Genomic DNA, 14,123 nt, shown 5'->3' on the forward strand with positions numbered 1-14,123 from the left:
TAATATGGCGTACACTGACTTTATAGCAACCATCGACCTGGGGACTTCCCAAATGGTTGGTATGGTGGGGACCAAGAATGCTGCCGGCACTCTTTCGATCATTGCCTACGAAGTTGAAAATTCCGCTAATTGTATACGGAGAGGATGCGTATATAATGTGGAAGAAACAGCTAACAAGATAAAACGTCTCATTCTTAAGTTAGAAAATAAATTGGGAGATGCTAAGATCGGGAAGGTGTATGTTGGCATAGGAGGACAATCTATTCGTTCATTGGAACATACTGTTCCGAAGGTACTACCAGAGGATGGAGAAGTTACGGAGGAAATGCTGGACGCTCTTTATCAAGAGTGTAAGAACTATCACCCGGAGATGTTGGATGTACTGGCAATTACTTCGCCTACCTATTTTTTAGATGATAAACCGGAAGCGAATCCGAAAGGCATACCCTGCAAACGTATTGATGCCCATTACCAATTGATAGTGGGACGTCCTTCGTTAAAGCGCCATATCATGAACAGTATTTCCGAACGGGCTAAAGTAGAGATTGCTGATATAGTTGTATCTCCGTTAGCTCTTGCTGATGTTATCTTGACGGAAGACGAGAAGATGTTGGGTTGCGCTTTGATTAACTTTGGAGCAGGTGTGACATCTCTCTCTGTATATAAAAATGGTAACTTGGTGAATCTTTCGGTAGTACCTTTCGGGGGCAATCTGATTACAAAAGATATAATGAGCCTACATTTGGTAGAAGCTGAGGCTGAGAGGGTGAAACTAACCTATGGTAGTGCCATGACGGATAAAGATAATGACCAAATGATCAGTATTAACTCTGCTGATGGTATGGGACTTCGTGAGATTAAGTTGTCCGAACTGAATAATGTAGTTGAAGCCCGTATAAAAGAAATATTGGAAAATATTTATGCACGTATTGAAGATACCGGTTTATTGGGATCTTTAGCAGCAGGTGTTATCGTTACAGGCGGAGCGGCAGCTTTAAAGAATTTGCAGGAAGTGATAAGTAGCCGGTTACAAATGGATGTCAGATATACTTCTGTTAGGAAAGGCTTGGTTGAAGGTGGCGGAATGATAGCTTCCAATCCAGGGTATGCTACAGCTGTAGGATTACTGATGCAGGGTACCAAGAATTGTGCTGCATATATTCCTCCGAAACCGGAACCTGTACCGGAAGTTAAACCTGAACCGGAATCTTTTGTAGAAGAGGTTAAAGTCAAACCGGAAGAGAAAAAAGTGAAAAAGATAAAGAAGCCCTCAATCTTCGACCGTTTGAAGAAGAACATAGATAATATGACGGGTGATTTGTTTGACGATGAAGAAAGATAATCAGCAACGTAATAAAACCGGACGATATGGACGATAAAATATTAAACTTCGGTTATCCTACGAATACACCGAAAATCATTAAAGTAATAGGTGTAGGCGGTGGTGGTGGAAATGCCGTTGATCATATGTATAAAGAGGGTATACATGATGTAGCCTTTGTATTATGTAACACGGATATGCAGGCTTTAAATCGTTTGGATGTGCCTGATAAATTATTGCTGGGGCGCGAAATCACACAAGGGTTGGGTGCGGGCAACAAGCCTGAGCGTGCCATGATGGCTGCCGAAGAAAGTATGGAAGATATCCGTAAGATGTTAAGTGATGGAACGAAAATGGTCTTCATCACGGCTGGAATGGGTGGAGGTACAGGAACTGGTGCTGCTCCGGTTCTTGCGCGTATTGCCAAAGATATGGGAATACTTACGGTGGGTATTGTTACTATTCCATTCTTGTTTGAAGGTGAACGTAAGATTATCCAGGCTCTGAATGGCGTAGAAGAAATTGCTAAGAATGTAGATGCTCTATTGGTTATTAACAATGAGCGTTTGCGTGAAATATATGCCGATCTTACTGTTATGAATGCGTTCGGGAAAGCCGATGACACATTAACGGTTGCAGCGAAAAGTATTGCCGAAATTATCACTCTGCCTGGTATAATAAACCTGGACTTTGCAGATGTTAATACAACAATGAAAGATGGTGGAGTTGCTTTGATGAGTAATGGTTATGGTGAAGGCGAAGATCGTGTTCATCAGGCGGTCGAAGATGCATTAAACTCTCCGTTGTTGAGCAATAATAACGTAAAGAATGCGAAGAAGATATTATTCAATGTTTATTTCAGCAAAGAATGTGAACTTCGCATGGAGGAAATGAATTACGTAAATAACTTTATGGCCGAATTTAACCGGGATATAGAAGTTATTTGGGGTACGGCAATTGATGATACACTAGGCGATAAAGTCAAGATAACAATTCTGGCTACAGGATTTGCAATGGATGATATCCCTCAGATTGCTGAAAAACGTCGTCTTGAAGATCAGCAGATGACGGAAGAACAGATTCGTCAGGAAGAGGAACGAATCCAGAAAGAGCAGAAAGAGCAGGAGCTTATCGGTAAGTATTATGGCAGTTCGGCTAAACAAGTAGGGCGTTTTATTTCCAGAGCGTCTGCAATTGTCCTTACTCAGGAAGAATTGGATGATGATGTGCTGATTGCCTTTATGGAGGAGAATCCGACATATAATCGCGATCCGAAGGTGGTTGCCCGCGTACGGGCAAAAGTTTCGGGAGAAGATATTACGGTATCCGGTGCATCTTCAAAACCGGCATCTTCTTCGGCACGTCCTAATACATCTGCTAACGGGAAGCCGAAAATTAGTTTCAGATAATTAATTAATAAGATATTTACATCGTCATTATGGATTTGTTTGAAAGAGTCAGCGAAGACATTAAAAACGCAATGAAAGCGAAAGACAAAGTAGCTTTAGATACGCTTCGGAACGTAAAGAAATTTTTTCTGGAAGCAAAAACTGCTCCGGGTGCCAATGATACATTGACAGATGCTGATGCATTAAAGATTATGCAGAAATTGGTTAAACAAGGCAAGGATTCTGCTACTATTTATGTACAACAGGGACGTCAGGATTTGGCTGATGCTGAATTAGCTCAGGTAAATGTGATCGAGGCTTATTTGCCTAAGCAAATGTCTGCCGAAGAATTAGAGGTTGAGCTTAAAACTATAATTGCCCAGGTTGGCGCTACCAGTGCAAAGGATATGGGTAAAGTTATGGGCACTGCTTCAAAAGCTCTTGCAGGAAAAGCAGAAGGACGCTTAATTTCCGATATAGTAAAACGTTTATTAAATTAGTATTATAAAAGCCGGTGTGTCAAAAGTCAGGATTAAGGGGCGCAAATGACGCAGAATATGTAGAGTATCGTAGACTTTTCTATTAATAATCAATAAGGCCTGCGTTTATCTTTGCTTTGTTTGTGTCATTTGCGTTCGGTAATAGCTTTTGGTATATTTCTTTTTTCTTTTTTACCCAGCTTTATCTGATCTGGCTTTATTGTTTCTCAATCTTCAATTAAAAAAACCATGATTACATTTATTTGTTGCCTTGTAGCCCTAATCGTTGGCTATTTTGTTTATGGCTCTTTCATTGAGCGTATTATCGGAATTGATCCGTCTCGTAAAACACCCGCTTACACACAACAGGATGGAGTAGACTATATCCCGTTGCCAACGTGGAAAGTTTTTATGATTCAGTTTTTGAACATTGCCGGTTTAGGTCCGATTTTCGGAGCTATTATGGGGGCAAAGTTCGGTACAGCCTCATTCCTATGGATCGTTTTTGGTAGTATCTTCGCAGGTGCAACGCACGATTTTATGGCAGGTATGTTGTCTTTGCGGAATAAAGGAGAAAGCCTTCCTGAAATGATCGGCCGGTATCTGGGAAATAATTTCGGTCAGTTTATGCGCGCTTTTACGGTAATATTGATGATACTTGTGGGATCCGTGTTTGTTGCAGGTCCCGCAGGCTTGTTGGCAAAACTTACTCCGGAACACCTGGATACTACTTTCTGGATTATTGTTGTTTTTATTTATTACGTATTGGCTACTTTATTGCCAATTGATAAGATTATAGGTAAGATATATCCTCTTTTTGCCATTGCTCTTTTATTCATGGCCGTGGGAATCCTGTTAATGCTGTTTGTTCATTATCCTCCACTGCCGGAAATAACGGATGGAATGCATAACACGGATCCTCAGGGTTTGCCTATCTTCCCGATCATGTTTGTGAGTATTGCTTGTGGTGCTATTTCTGGTTTTCATGCTACACAAAGCCCGCTGATGGCACGTTGCCTGACGAATGAGAAGCATGCTAAACCGGTCTTTTACGGAGCTATGATTACAGAAGGTATAGTTGCTCTTATCTGGGCTGCTGCTGCCACTTATTTTTATCAGAATAACGGTATGTCTGAAAATAATGCGGCTGTTATAGTTGATAGTATCACAAAGGAATGGCTTGGTACGGTTGGAGGAATTCTGGCTATATTAGGAGTAATTGCGGCTCCAATAACATCCGGCGATACTGCTTTTCGTTCTGCTCGCCTGATTGTTGCTGATTTTTTACATATGGAGCAGAAAACTGTGGTAAAGCGTTTGCTGATTTGCTTGCCATTGTTCTTAATCGCCATCGGTCTGCTTTTGTATAGCCTGAAAGATAAAGACGGGTTTGATATGATATGGCGTTATTTTGCATGGAGCAACCAGACATTGGCCGTATTTACGCTTTGGGCACTGACAGTCTACTTGGTTAATGCCAAGAAAATATATTGGGTTACTCTTATTCCTGCCCTGTTTATGACGGCCGTATGTTCCACATATATTTTCGTAGCCCCGGAAGGATTGGGAATGTCCCCTCATATATCTCAATTGATAGGTATATGTATTACATTGATAGTAACTGTTGTGTTCTTTGTCTGGAAACGCAGGGTATCCAGATAAAGAGACGTCCATGTTCCGTAAATACGGATGGGGTATGTTTTCCACTTTGTCACCAGAGGGCTGTCCCTCAATTGTAAAATTCTGATATTGGCTGTATTTGGGTAGGCAACTAAAAAAACGCAGGTGCAAAGAAATCAACCGTTGCACCTGCGTTAGGTAATACTATTGCGTAGAAAACGTTCTTACAATACTTGTATGCCTTCTTCGCGCGCTTGTTCTTCTCCTGAAGGGGTAATCAGCTTATAGCCTTTACCGTGGATGTTGATGATTTCGATACCCGGATCATCTTTCAGCAATTTACGAAGTTTAGTGATGTACACATCCATACTACGGGCGTTGAAGTAGTTATCGTCTACCCAGATTGTTTTCAGTGCATAATTACGTTCCAGTATTTCATTTGCATGGGCACAAAGAAGGCTCAGCAATTCGCATTCCTTGGTTGTTAGTTTGGTCACTTTATCTCCGATAGACAATGTTTGTTTTTGAGTATCGAATAAGAAGTTTCCTAACTTGTAGAAAGGAATATCTTTCATTTTTTTGCCTTTCACACGGCGAAGGATTGCTTCAATACGAAGTAATAACTCTTCCATACTGAATGGTTTTGTCAGATAATCGTCTGCACCAATCTTAAATCCTTCCAGAATATCTTCCTTCATTGTTTTGGCAGTAAGGAAGATAACAGGAATATCCGGATTAATGGAACGAATTTCCTGAGCTAACGTAAAACCGTCTTTCTTAGGCATCATCACATCCAGTACACATAAGTCGTATTTGCCTTTTGTGAAACCTTTGTAACCGGCCTCTCCATCAGAGAAAAGATCCGTAACATAACCTTTAGCTTGTAAGTACTCTCTTAACAGCATTCCTAAATTTTCGTCGTCTTCGCAAAAGAAGATCTTCAGTTTTTCTTCCATAACTAACTTTTTATAAGAGGTAAAGTAATAATAAATTTTGTACCAATATTCCCGGGTCCACTTTCGGCGCGTATCGTGCCTTTATGGTCCTCTATAATTTTACGTACGTAAGCGAGCCCCAGGCCGAAACCTTTTACGTCGTGTACGTTTCCTGTCGGTACACGGAAGAAACGGTCGAATACTTTTTTGAGGTATTCTTTCTTTATTCCGATACCATTGTCTTCCACGGAAATGAGCAGTTTCCCGCCTTCGTTCCATGTGCGCGCCATCAATGTAAGCGGTACTTCCGGACGACGGTATTTAACGGCGTTGTCCATTAGGTTAAACAGTACATTGGTGATGTGCATTTCATCCACATAAATGTCCGATTCGGTAGCTTGCAAGTCTATATCCATTGTACCACCATACTTTTCGACTTTCAGAATAAACGTGTTTGCTATGTTTGCTACCAGATCGTTAGCATCTATTTCTTTTAGTTTCAAGGCTGCTTTTTGTCTTTCGAACAATGACATTTGCAGAACCTTTTCAACCAGGAAGCCTAATCGTTTCGTCTCGTCGTTAATGACACCGGAAATATGTTTAAATACATCCGGACTTTTCGTTATATCCGTGTCTTTCAACATCTGAGCGGCGAGTGAAATAGTAGAAACAGGTGTTTTCAGTTCGTGCGTCATATTGTTGATAAAGTCGTTTTTCATTTCCGATAGTTTCTTCTGACGGAATACTATATATATGGTAAAGATAAATGTTACCAGCAATAGCAGCGAGAAGATAACCGATGGCACAATGAATGTGACCGAACTGGATATATAGTCTCCCTTTGTCGGGAAATACACTTTCAAATAATTTAGCTTGGATGGTGGGTCGTTAGGAAACAAAGCTCTTGTAAAAATGTCGGATGCAATTGGATCCTTCGGAATCTCACCACTTTGGTATACTGTATTTCCGTCTTTGTTAATAACAGAAAAAACGAACGGCAGGTTCAATCCGTTGTTAATAAATTCTGTTTTTAAGTAATTATTCAGCTTTTTAAAATCTATACGTTCCTCTATTGGTTTCAGACTGGCAGTAGATAAGATATTCAGAATCACCTCTTCAATCAATCCACCTTGGTATTGATAACGTCTTTTTAGTGTCCGTTGTAAGTCTTTCGAAGTGTTTACAATACTGTTGGATGATTCCCTTCCGGATAAAGATGATAACGGTTTTATTTTCTGACTACTGAAGCTGTGTAATTCTATATGTTGCACTGCACCGTTGGACTCCGTAATCTGTAATTGATATTTTTCCTGATTAATAACCTGTCCGAGACTTTGTACATCGGGTGCGTTCTGATACATAAAACTGCTTTGGTCCCTACTTACGTCTTCTTCCAGATATTTTCTTGTTTCATCCAATTCCAGATTTTTAGATACTTGGTGCAAGCTTCTTTTTACAGTTTCATTAAATTGCTCGCTACGCGCCTTTAATAGTATGCTTACATAGTTTATTTGTAAATAAAGCAAGCCGGTGAAGGCGAATGCCATTACTAATGCAAGCAACCAAATTGTCGACTTCCTCATATCAAATCATATCTCTTAATAATGTAACAAATAACGCGTGTTTTAGTTTAATATTTACACAAAAAAGGTAAAAATAGAGGTCTTGATATGTTAATAATGGTTGGTGGCTAAGTGCGTTTTGTGTGTTAATATTGCTAATAATGAATGGTTTAAATCGTGTGTAAGAGTCGTTCTTTTATCGTTTGTTTTTTGGATTGTATTATAAACAATATTCATTATTTCAGTTTAATATCCGCATTATTGCCCGTTTCTTATTCCTAAAACTTCGTTATCATTTCCAAAAAAACGCCCAGTTGCTTAATTTGTAACTGTTTATTCAAATAATTCTGGTTATCTTTGTAAGTTATCAACAGTTAGGGTGACTTATCAACAAAACAGGCATTGTTTTGATTGAACATGATTTGGTTCGGTTTTTAATGTTTAGTTTTGCCCCGAATTAATTGTATATAATATGGGAAAGATTATCGCTTTGGCAAATCAGAAAGGTGGTGTTGGAAAGACTACTACTACGATTAATCTGGCTGCATCTCTGGCTGCTCTTGAGAAAAAAGTGCTGGTTGTAGATGCCGATCCGCAGGCGAATGCTTCGTCCGGACTGGGCGTGGATATACGCAATGTGCAACTTTCTATCTATGAATGCTTGGTGAATGGAGAGGATTCAAAAAGAGCAATAATTTCTACGGAAGTAGAAGGACTGGATATTATTCCTTCTCATATAGACCTGGTAGGTGCGGAGATTGAAATGTTGAATATGGAAAACAGGGAACAGATATTGAAACAGATATTAGTTCCGCTGAAAGATTCGTATGATTTTATTCTGATAGATTGTTCGCCGTCATTGGGACTAATTACAGTGAATGCGCTTACAGCTGCCGATTCCGTAATGATTCCTGTACAATGTGAGTATTTTGCCCTGGAAGGAATCAGCAAACTGTTGAATACGATTAAAATTATTAAATCTAAACTGAATCCTGCGTTGGAAATAGAAGGCTTCTTACTTACAATGTATGATGCCCGCCTTCGTCTGGCAAACCAGATATATGAAGAGGTAAAGCGTCCGTTCCGCGATTTGGTGTTTACTACGGTAATACAAAGGAATGTAAAGTTGAGCGAAGCGTCTAGTTATGGTAAACCCGTTTTGTTGTATGATGCCGAATCCAAAGGAGCGGTTAACCATATGCAATTAGCCCAGGAATTGATAGATAAGAACAAATAGTATTTTGATTTATGGCAGTAATGAAACGATCGGCTTTAGGCCGCGGATTGGATGCTTTGATTACGATGGACGATCTGAAAACAGGTGGTTCTTCTTCTATTAGTGAAATAGAATTAAGTAAAATACAGCCTAATCCAAACCAGCCTCGCTCTGTTTTTGAAGAAGAAGCTTTAGAAGAATTAGCAACTTCTATCCGTGCCCTTGGCGTTATTCAACCGATTACTTTAAAAGAAACCGGGACAGATAAGTATATGATTATCTCCGGAGAACGTCGTTACCGTGCTTCTTTGAAGGCTGGTTTGGATAGAATACCAGCTTATATTAAAACGGCGGCCGACGAGAATGTTGTCGAGATGGCGTTGATAGAAAATATACAACGCGAAGACCTGAACTCCATTGAAATTGCTTTGGCTTATCAGAAATTGATAGATAATTACGGGCTTACTCAGGAAAAATTAAGTGAACGGGTAGGTAAGAAGCGTGCAACGATTGCTAACTATCTGCGTCTTTTGAAACTTCCTGCAGAAATACAAATGGGACTGAAGGATAAAAAGATTGATATGGGACATGCACGGGCTCTGATTTCGGTAGAAGATCCGGAGATTCAGTTGGCGTTATATGAACAAATATTGGCCGAAGGGCTTTCTGTTCGTAATGTAGAAGATTTGGTTCGTAACGCAACAGAAGGAGGTAAACGGGAGAAGAATGAGATTGCTCCCTCCCGGAAATCTATGTTGCCGGAAGAATTTAATCTGCTGAAAGATCATCTTTCCCGTTTCTTTAATACAAAAGTACAGTTAGCATGTAATGAAAAAGGTAAAGGGCGCATTACTATTCCTTTTGCTTCGGAGGAAGAACTGGAAAAGTTGATAAGCTTATTGGATAAGTTAAAATGAAAGATATAATCATATACTTTTTAATATTCATGTTAGGCTGCCCGTGTGTGATGCGTGCGCAGGAAAATCTGCCTGAAGCTGCTCCCGATTCGTCTGTCATGGCTGTATTAAAAAGTGCCGACTCGATTGTTGTTCCGGCTGCTACGAAAATGAAGATGGAATTTAAACCGAGCCCTACCAAAGCAACACTTTTAGCATTAGTTCCCGGATTGGGACAGATATATAATCGTAAATACTGGAAACTGCCTATCGTATATGGAGGTTTCATGGGATGTCTTTATGCTATAACATGGAATAATAAGAACTATCAGGATTATTCTGCGGCTTATAAAGATATTTTGATTGACTATAATAATGGGAATCCGTTGCCGGAGAAAGATTGGCATGATAGTTGGACTTTGCTTTTACCTAACGGGCGTGATGCGGCTGAATATGTGAAAAATACACAGTTTCATAGTCAGTTGAAGAGCAGGAAGGACTTTTACCGGCGTTATCGTGATTTGAGCATTATTATTACGGCCGGTATTTATTTCCTGAGTATTATAGATGCTTATATTGATGCCCAATTGTTTGATTTTGACATATCCCCGGATTTGTCAATGCATCTTGAACCTACTGTTACTCCGAAGACACATTATAGTCCCCGGACGTATGGCTTGAATTGCAGTTTAACATTCTGATTAATTATAAATGAAAACGTACCTGCTTACTGCCCTGTTATGTTTAGTTTGTGCTTTTGGACCTGTGAATGCTCAAACACAGACAGACGGCGAACAAAAATATTCGGCCTTGTCAGCAGATTCTATTGCTGAGGAGGTGGGCTTGATACCGGAGAGTCTGGATGCAAATGTAGACAGTCTGTTCCGTACCTGGCATGTGCAATATTTTTCTAAGGTAGATGAATATTGCCATGATGATGTTGAAAATGTTTATTTCCCAGACTCTATCTATATTCAGCGTTTGGATAGATTACCCCGCGTGATTTCTTTACCATATAATAAGATCGTGCGCGATTGTATTGATTTATATGCAGATCGTAAACGAGATTTGGTACGCTATATGTTGGGTATGGCCGATTTTTATTTCCCTATTATAGAACAAGTGCTAGATAAACATGGCTTGCCTATCGAATTAAAATATCTTGCTGTTGTAGAAAGTGCCTTGAATCCGGTGGCTTTGTCGAGAGTTGGAGCTTGCGGACTATGGCAGTTTATGTTGCCAACCGGCAAAAGTTATGGCTTGGAGATTAATAGTTTGGTTGATGAAAGACGTGATCCTTTAAAAGCAACCGAAGCAGCCTGTCAATACTTTAAGGATATGTACGCAATTTACGGAGACTGGAATCTGGTGCTTGCTTCCTACAATTGCGGTCCGGGTAATGTGAACAAAGCAATTCGACGTTCGGGTGGAAAAACGGATTTCTGGGATATTTTTCCATATTTGCCAAAAGAAACCCGTTCGTATGTGCCGTTATTTATTGCAGCCAACTATATAATGAATTATTATTGTGATCATAATATCTGCCCGATGCAGACAAGTCTTCCTTTGGCTACCGATACGATAATGGTTAATAAAATGTTGCATTTACAGCAGGTTGCAGATTTGCTTCATCTGAGTATAGAAGAACTGCGTGCCTTGAATCCGCAATATAAAAGAGATATTATTCCAGGGAATGCAAAAGCTTCAGTATTGAAGCTTCCTGCTGCTGAAACGTATGCTTTTGTAGACAAAGAGGACACTGTATATACTCATCGTGCAGAAGATTTACTGGCAAATTGTATTCCTGTAACCGGTGCAAGCAAGAATTTATCACGTTCGGTAACTCAGGAAAAGATTACTCATATTGTAGGTGCAGGAGAAAATTTGTATACGATTGCTAATCGTTATGGAGTGACCGCTCGGGATATTCGTAAATGGAACGGTCTGAAATCGAATAGAGTTGCAAAAGGAAGGCGTTTGAAATTGTTTGTAGATAATGGCGGCGTAGCAATTGCTTCCAGCCAAAATTCAAAGAGAGACAATAAAAATACAGCAACAACTGCTGCACGGAAGACCATGGTTGATAAAGATGCTTCTAACTCAAAGCAGGCAAGTTTGCCGCTTGTGGGGAAAAACTTCGTTTCCTATAAGGTGAAGTCCGGAGATTCGCTTTATTCAATTTCACAGAAGTATCCAGGTGTTACAGCATCATCGTTGCAAAAGGTTAACGGGTTGTCTGGTTCTGATATTCGCCCCGGACAAGTGTTGAAAATTCCTGTGGGCTGACCTGCTATTTTCCTTGCTTTGTGATGCCCTTCTTCTGAATATTTGTATATTTGTGGCTAGAGATGTTTTTATAAACAGGAGGAAAGGTGATCATGGAGGATAATACAAAGGACACAAAAGATATACAGAGTGCAGGCGAGGCGAAACCTGCTTTATCGGCTGATGAGCAAATGATTCAAGAAGGATTCGATGCTCTTCTGAAAGATTATCTGGCTTCTAATCACCGCCGTAAGGTGGAACGTATCACAAAAGCATTCAATTTTGCTAATCAAGCACATGCCGGTGTAAAACGTCGTTCGGGTGAACCTTATATAATGCATCCGATAGCTGTAGCCCATATTGTATGTAAGGAAATGGGGCTGGGATCTACTTCTATTTGCTCCGCCCTCTTGCATGATGTTGTAGAAGATACGGAATATACTGTAGATGACATTCGCGATATGTTTGGCGATAAAATCGCCCAGATTGTAGACGGCCTGACAAAGATATCGGGCGGTATATTTGGGGAACAGGCTTCTGCGCAGGCCGAAAATTTCCGAAAGTTGCTTCTTACCATGAGTGATGATATCAGGGTGATTCTGATTAAAATAGCAGACCGTTTGCATAATATGCGTACACTGGGTTCCATGCTACCGGCAAAGCAATTCAAGATTGCCGGCGAAACACTTTACCTTTATGCACCTATGGCTCATCGTTTAGGACTTTTTTCTATTAAGACCGAACTTGAAGACCTGAGCTTTAAATATGAACATCCCCAAGAGTACGAATTCATCAAAGAGAAGCTGAAATCTACCGAAGCAGCCCGTAATGCTTTGTTTCAACATTTTGCAGAGCCTGTAGATAAGAAACTAAAAGCTATGGGGCTTAGCTATGAGATGCGTGCCCGGGTTAAATCTATCTATTCTATATGGAATAAGATGGAAAGTAAAGGGGTGACTTTTGAAGATATCTATGATATCTATGCTGTTCGTATCATTTTTGATCCGCTTCCCGGCGTAGATGAAAAGAATCAGTGTTGGGATATTTATTCGGCTATTACGGATATATACCGTATTCGTCCGGATCGTATCCGTGATTGGGTGAGCCGTCCGAAAGCAAATGGATATCAGGCTCTGCATCTTACAGTGATGGGGCCGGATGGAGAATGGGTGGAAATCCAGATACGAAGCCGTCGTATGGATGAAATAGCAGAGAAAGGTTTTGCTGCTCATTGGAAGTATAAAGAGCATCATGTTGAAGAAGATACCGAATTGGATAAATGGCTTCAAACAATTACGGAAATACTGGAAAGTCCGGATCCGAATGCTTTGGATTTTCTTGATACGATTAAGCTGAACTTGTTTACTTCCGAAATATTTGTATTTACTCCGAAAGGCGACATAAAAACTTTGCCGCAAGGCGCTACATCTTTGGATTTTGCTTATGCTCTTCATACTGATGTTGGCAATCATTGTATAGGGGCAAAGGTAAACCATCGTTTGGTTCCTTTAAGTCATCCATTGGCTAGTGGAGATCAGGTGGAAATACTTACTTCTCGATCTCAGGAACCGCAGGCAGAATGGTTGAATTTTGTTACAACAGCGAAGGCAAGAGCTAAGATTGACGCTGTACTGAAACGTGTACGTAAAGAAGCAGCAAAGGCTGGAGAAATAAAGGTTATTGCAGCATTTAAGCGTGCAGATATGGAGCCGAACACTTCTAATCTGGACAAACTTTGTATGTATTTTGGTTTTTCCAAGCGTGAAGAATTTTTCTGTGCTGTGGAAAAAGGTGATGTGGTTCTTCCTGAAAATATAAAGAAGTTATTGAAGGAGAAGACTGATAATGTTCTGTTTAAATATGTAAAGCAGGCTTTGCGGGTAGGCACTAAACCTAAAGAGGCCGAGATAGAACAAACACCGAAAGAAAAACCTCGATTTGATAAATCGAAGCCATACATTCTTCGGGAAGAAGCTTTTGAACGTAACTATGTTATAGCAGAATGTTGCAAACCTATTCCGGGTGACGAAGCACTGGGTTTTATTAATGATGACGGAAACGTTGTTGTACACAAGCGTTCGTGTCCGATAGCAATGCGTTTGAAGAGCAGTTTTGGTGAACGTATTCTGAATACAGAGTGGAGTAGTCATAAGAATGCTTCTTTTGAGGCCACATTAGAAATAAAAGGTATCGATTCGATGGGAGTGCTTAATACGATAACTAAAATAATTTCCGATGATTTTAATGTTAATATCCAGCGTTTGCTGATAGAGGCAAAAGACGGAGTGTTTGAAGGTAAGATCAAAATGAAAGTACACGATGTGGAAGATATACAGAAAATGTGTGTTACGCTTTCTAAAATCAATAATGTCAAGTCGGTAGGACGCGTGGCCGATTGAACATGAGAAAGGGTAGGCATTCAAATAAAAAAAGGTAAGCAT

Annotated in this window: 11 protein-coding genes; 9 read left to right on the forward strand and 2 right to left on the reverse strand. The window is 40.1% G+C overall.

Annotated elements, in window-relative coordinates:
• Positions 1 to 4: 4 nt before the first annotated feature.
• From ftsA to ACYIB7_RS01620, 4 genes are all read left to right on the forward strand, one after another.
• On the forward strand, positions 5 to 1,342 hold the full coding sequence (gene ftsA / locus ACYIB7_RS01605) for a cell division protein FtsA (protein WP_103983445.1): 1,338 nt from the start codon (positions 5 to 7) through the stop codon (positions 1,340 to 1,342).
• Positions 1,343 to 1,368: 26 nt separating this feature from the next.
• On the forward strand, positions 1,369 to 2,730 hold the full coding sequence (gene ftsZ, locus ACYIB7_RS01610; RefSeq protein WP_103983444.1) for a cell division protein FtsZ: 1,362 nt from the start codon (positions 1,369 to 1,371) through the stop codon (positions 2,728 to 2,730).
• A gap of 29 nt (positions 2,731 to 2,759) precedes the next feature.
• The gene (locus ACYIB7_RS01615; RefSeq protein WP_099463697.1) at positions 2,760 to 3,209 is read left to right on the forward strand and encodes a GatB/YqeY domain-containing protein; all 450 of its coding nucleotides are present in this window, start codon (positions 2,760 to 2,762) and stop codon (positions 3,207 to 3,209) included.
• A 228-nt stretch (positions 3,210 to 3,437) separates the two neighbouring features.
• Positions 3,438 to 4,850 carry a carbon starvation CstA family protein gene (locus ACYIB7_RS01620; RefSeq protein WP_103983443.1) on the forward strand — a complete coding sequence of 471 codons (1,413 nt, stop codon included), beginning with the start codon at positions 3,438 to 3,440 and terminating at the stop codon, positions 4,848 to 4,850.
• A gap of 182 nt (positions 4,851 to 5,032) precedes the next feature.
• Here ACYIB7_RS01620 and rprY read toward each other — a convergent pair whose 3' ends face one another.
• Together rprY and ACYIB7_RS01630 are read right to left on the reverse strand one after the other, a co-directional pair.
• Positions 5,033 to 5,764: a response regulator transcription factor RprY gene (gene rprY, locus ACYIB7_RS01625; RefSeq protein WP_102407161.1), complete on the reverse strand. Its 732-nt coding sequence runs from the start codon at positions 5,762 to 5,764 to the stop codon at positions 5,033 to 5,035.
• 2 nt (positions 5,765 to 5,766) lie between these two features.
• On the reverse strand, positions 5,767 to 7,326 hold the full coding sequence (locus ACYIB7_RS01630; protein ID WP_103983442.1) for a sensor histidine kinase: 1,560 nt from the start codon (positions 7,324 to 7,326) through the stop codon (positions 5,767 to 5,769).
• A 451-nt stretch (positions 7,327 to 7,777) separates the two neighbouring features.
• Here ACYIB7_RS01630 and ACYIB7_RS01635 point away from each other — a divergent pair, with 451 nt between their 5' ends.
• The 5 genes from ACYIB7_RS01635 (at position 7,778) to ACYIB7_RS01655 (ending at position 14,081) form a co-directional block, all read left to right on the forward strand.
• Positions 7,778 to 8,542, forward strand: a complete 765-nt coding sequence (locus ACYIB7_RS01635) for a ParA family protein (RefSeq protein ID WP_480337917.1) — start codon at positions 7,778 to 7,780, stop codon at positions 8,540 to 8,542.
• Between the two features lie 11 nt (positions 8,543 to 8,553).
• Complete coding sequence (locus tag ACYIB7_RS01640; protein WP_099463692.1) at positions 8,554 to 9,438, forward strand: ParB/RepB/Spo0J family partition protein; 885 nt, start codon at positions 8,554 to 8,556, stop codon at positions 9,436 to 9,438.
• Positions 9,435 to 10,118 carry a DUF5683 domain-containing protein gene (locus ACYIB7_RS01645; RefSeq protein ID WP_480337919.1) on the forward strand — a complete coding sequence of 228 codons (684 nt, stop codon included), beginning with the start codon at positions 9,435 to 9,437 and terminating at the stop codon, positions 10,116 to 10,118. The genes ACYIB7_RS01640 and ACYIB7_RS01645 overlap by 4 nt, the downstream gene beginning before the upstream one ends.
• A 10-nt stretch (positions 10,119 to 10,128) precedes the next feature.
• The gene (locus tag ACYIB7_RS01650) at positions 10,129 to 11,703 is read left to right on the forward strand and encodes a lytic transglycosylase domain-containing protein (RefSeq protein ID WP_103983439.1); all 1,575 of its coding nucleotides are present in this window, start codon (positions 10,129 to 10,131) and stop codon (positions 11,701 to 11,703) included.
• A gap of 92 nt (positions 11,704 to 11,795) precedes the next feature.
• Positions 11,796 to 14,081 carry a RelA/SpoT family protein gene (locus tag ACYIB7_RS01655; protein WP_103983438.1) on the forward strand — a complete coding sequence of 762 codons (2,286 nt, stop codon included), beginning with the start codon at positions 11,796 to 11,798 and terminating at the stop codon, positions 14,079 to 14,081.
• The last annotated feature ends 42 nt before the right edge of the window (positions 14,082 to 14,123 follow it).

Source organism: Parabacteroides sp. KHUB-03 (assembly GCF_056640975.1).

Bases quoted from the DNA above. Each gene is read 5' to 3' on its own strand.
- ACYIB7_RS01650 (WP_103983439.1), top strand. From the start codon at position 10,129: ATGAAAACGTACCTGCTTACTGCCCTGTTATGTTTAGTTTGTGCTTTT.
- ACYIB7_RS01640 (WP_099463692.1), top strand. From the start codon at position 8,554: ATGGCAGTAATGAAACGATCGGCTTTAGGCCGCGGATTGGATGCTTTG.
- ftsZ (WP_103983444.1), top strand. From the start codon at position 1,369: ATGGACGATAAAATATTAAACTTCGGTTATCCTACGAATACACCGAAA.
- rprY (WP_102407161.1), bottom strand. From the start codon at position 5,764: ATGGAAGAAAAACTGAAGATCTTCTTTTGCGAAGACGACGAAAATTTA.
- ACYIB7_RS01635 (WP_480337917.1), top strand. From the start codon at position 7,778: ATGGGAAAGATTATCGCTTTGGCAAATCAGAAAGGTGGTGTTGGAAAG.
- ACYIB7_RS01630 (WP_103983442.1), bottom strand. From the start codon at position 7,326: ATGAGGAAGTCGACAATTTGGTTGCTTGCATTAGTAATGGCATTCGCC.
- ACYIB7_RS01615 (WP_099463697.1), top strand. From the start codon at position 2,760: ATGGATTTGTTTGAAAGAGTCAGCGAAGACATTAAAAACGCAATGAAA.
- ACYIB7_RS01645 (WP_480337919.1), top strand. From the start codon at position 9,435: ATGAAAGATATAATCATATACTTTTTAATATTCATGTTAGGCTGCCCG.
- ftsA (WP_103983445.1), top strand. From the start codon at position 5: ATGGCGTACACTGACTTTATAGCAACCATCGACCTGGGGACTTCCCAA.
- ACYIB7_RS01620 (WP_103983443.1), top strand. From the start codon at position 3,438: ATGATTACATTTATTTGTTGCCTTGTAGCCCTAATCGTTGGCTATTTT.
- ACYIB7_RS01655 (WP_103983438.1), top strand. From the start codon at position 11,796: ATGGAGGATAATACAAAGGACACAAAAGATATACAGAGTGCAGGCGAG.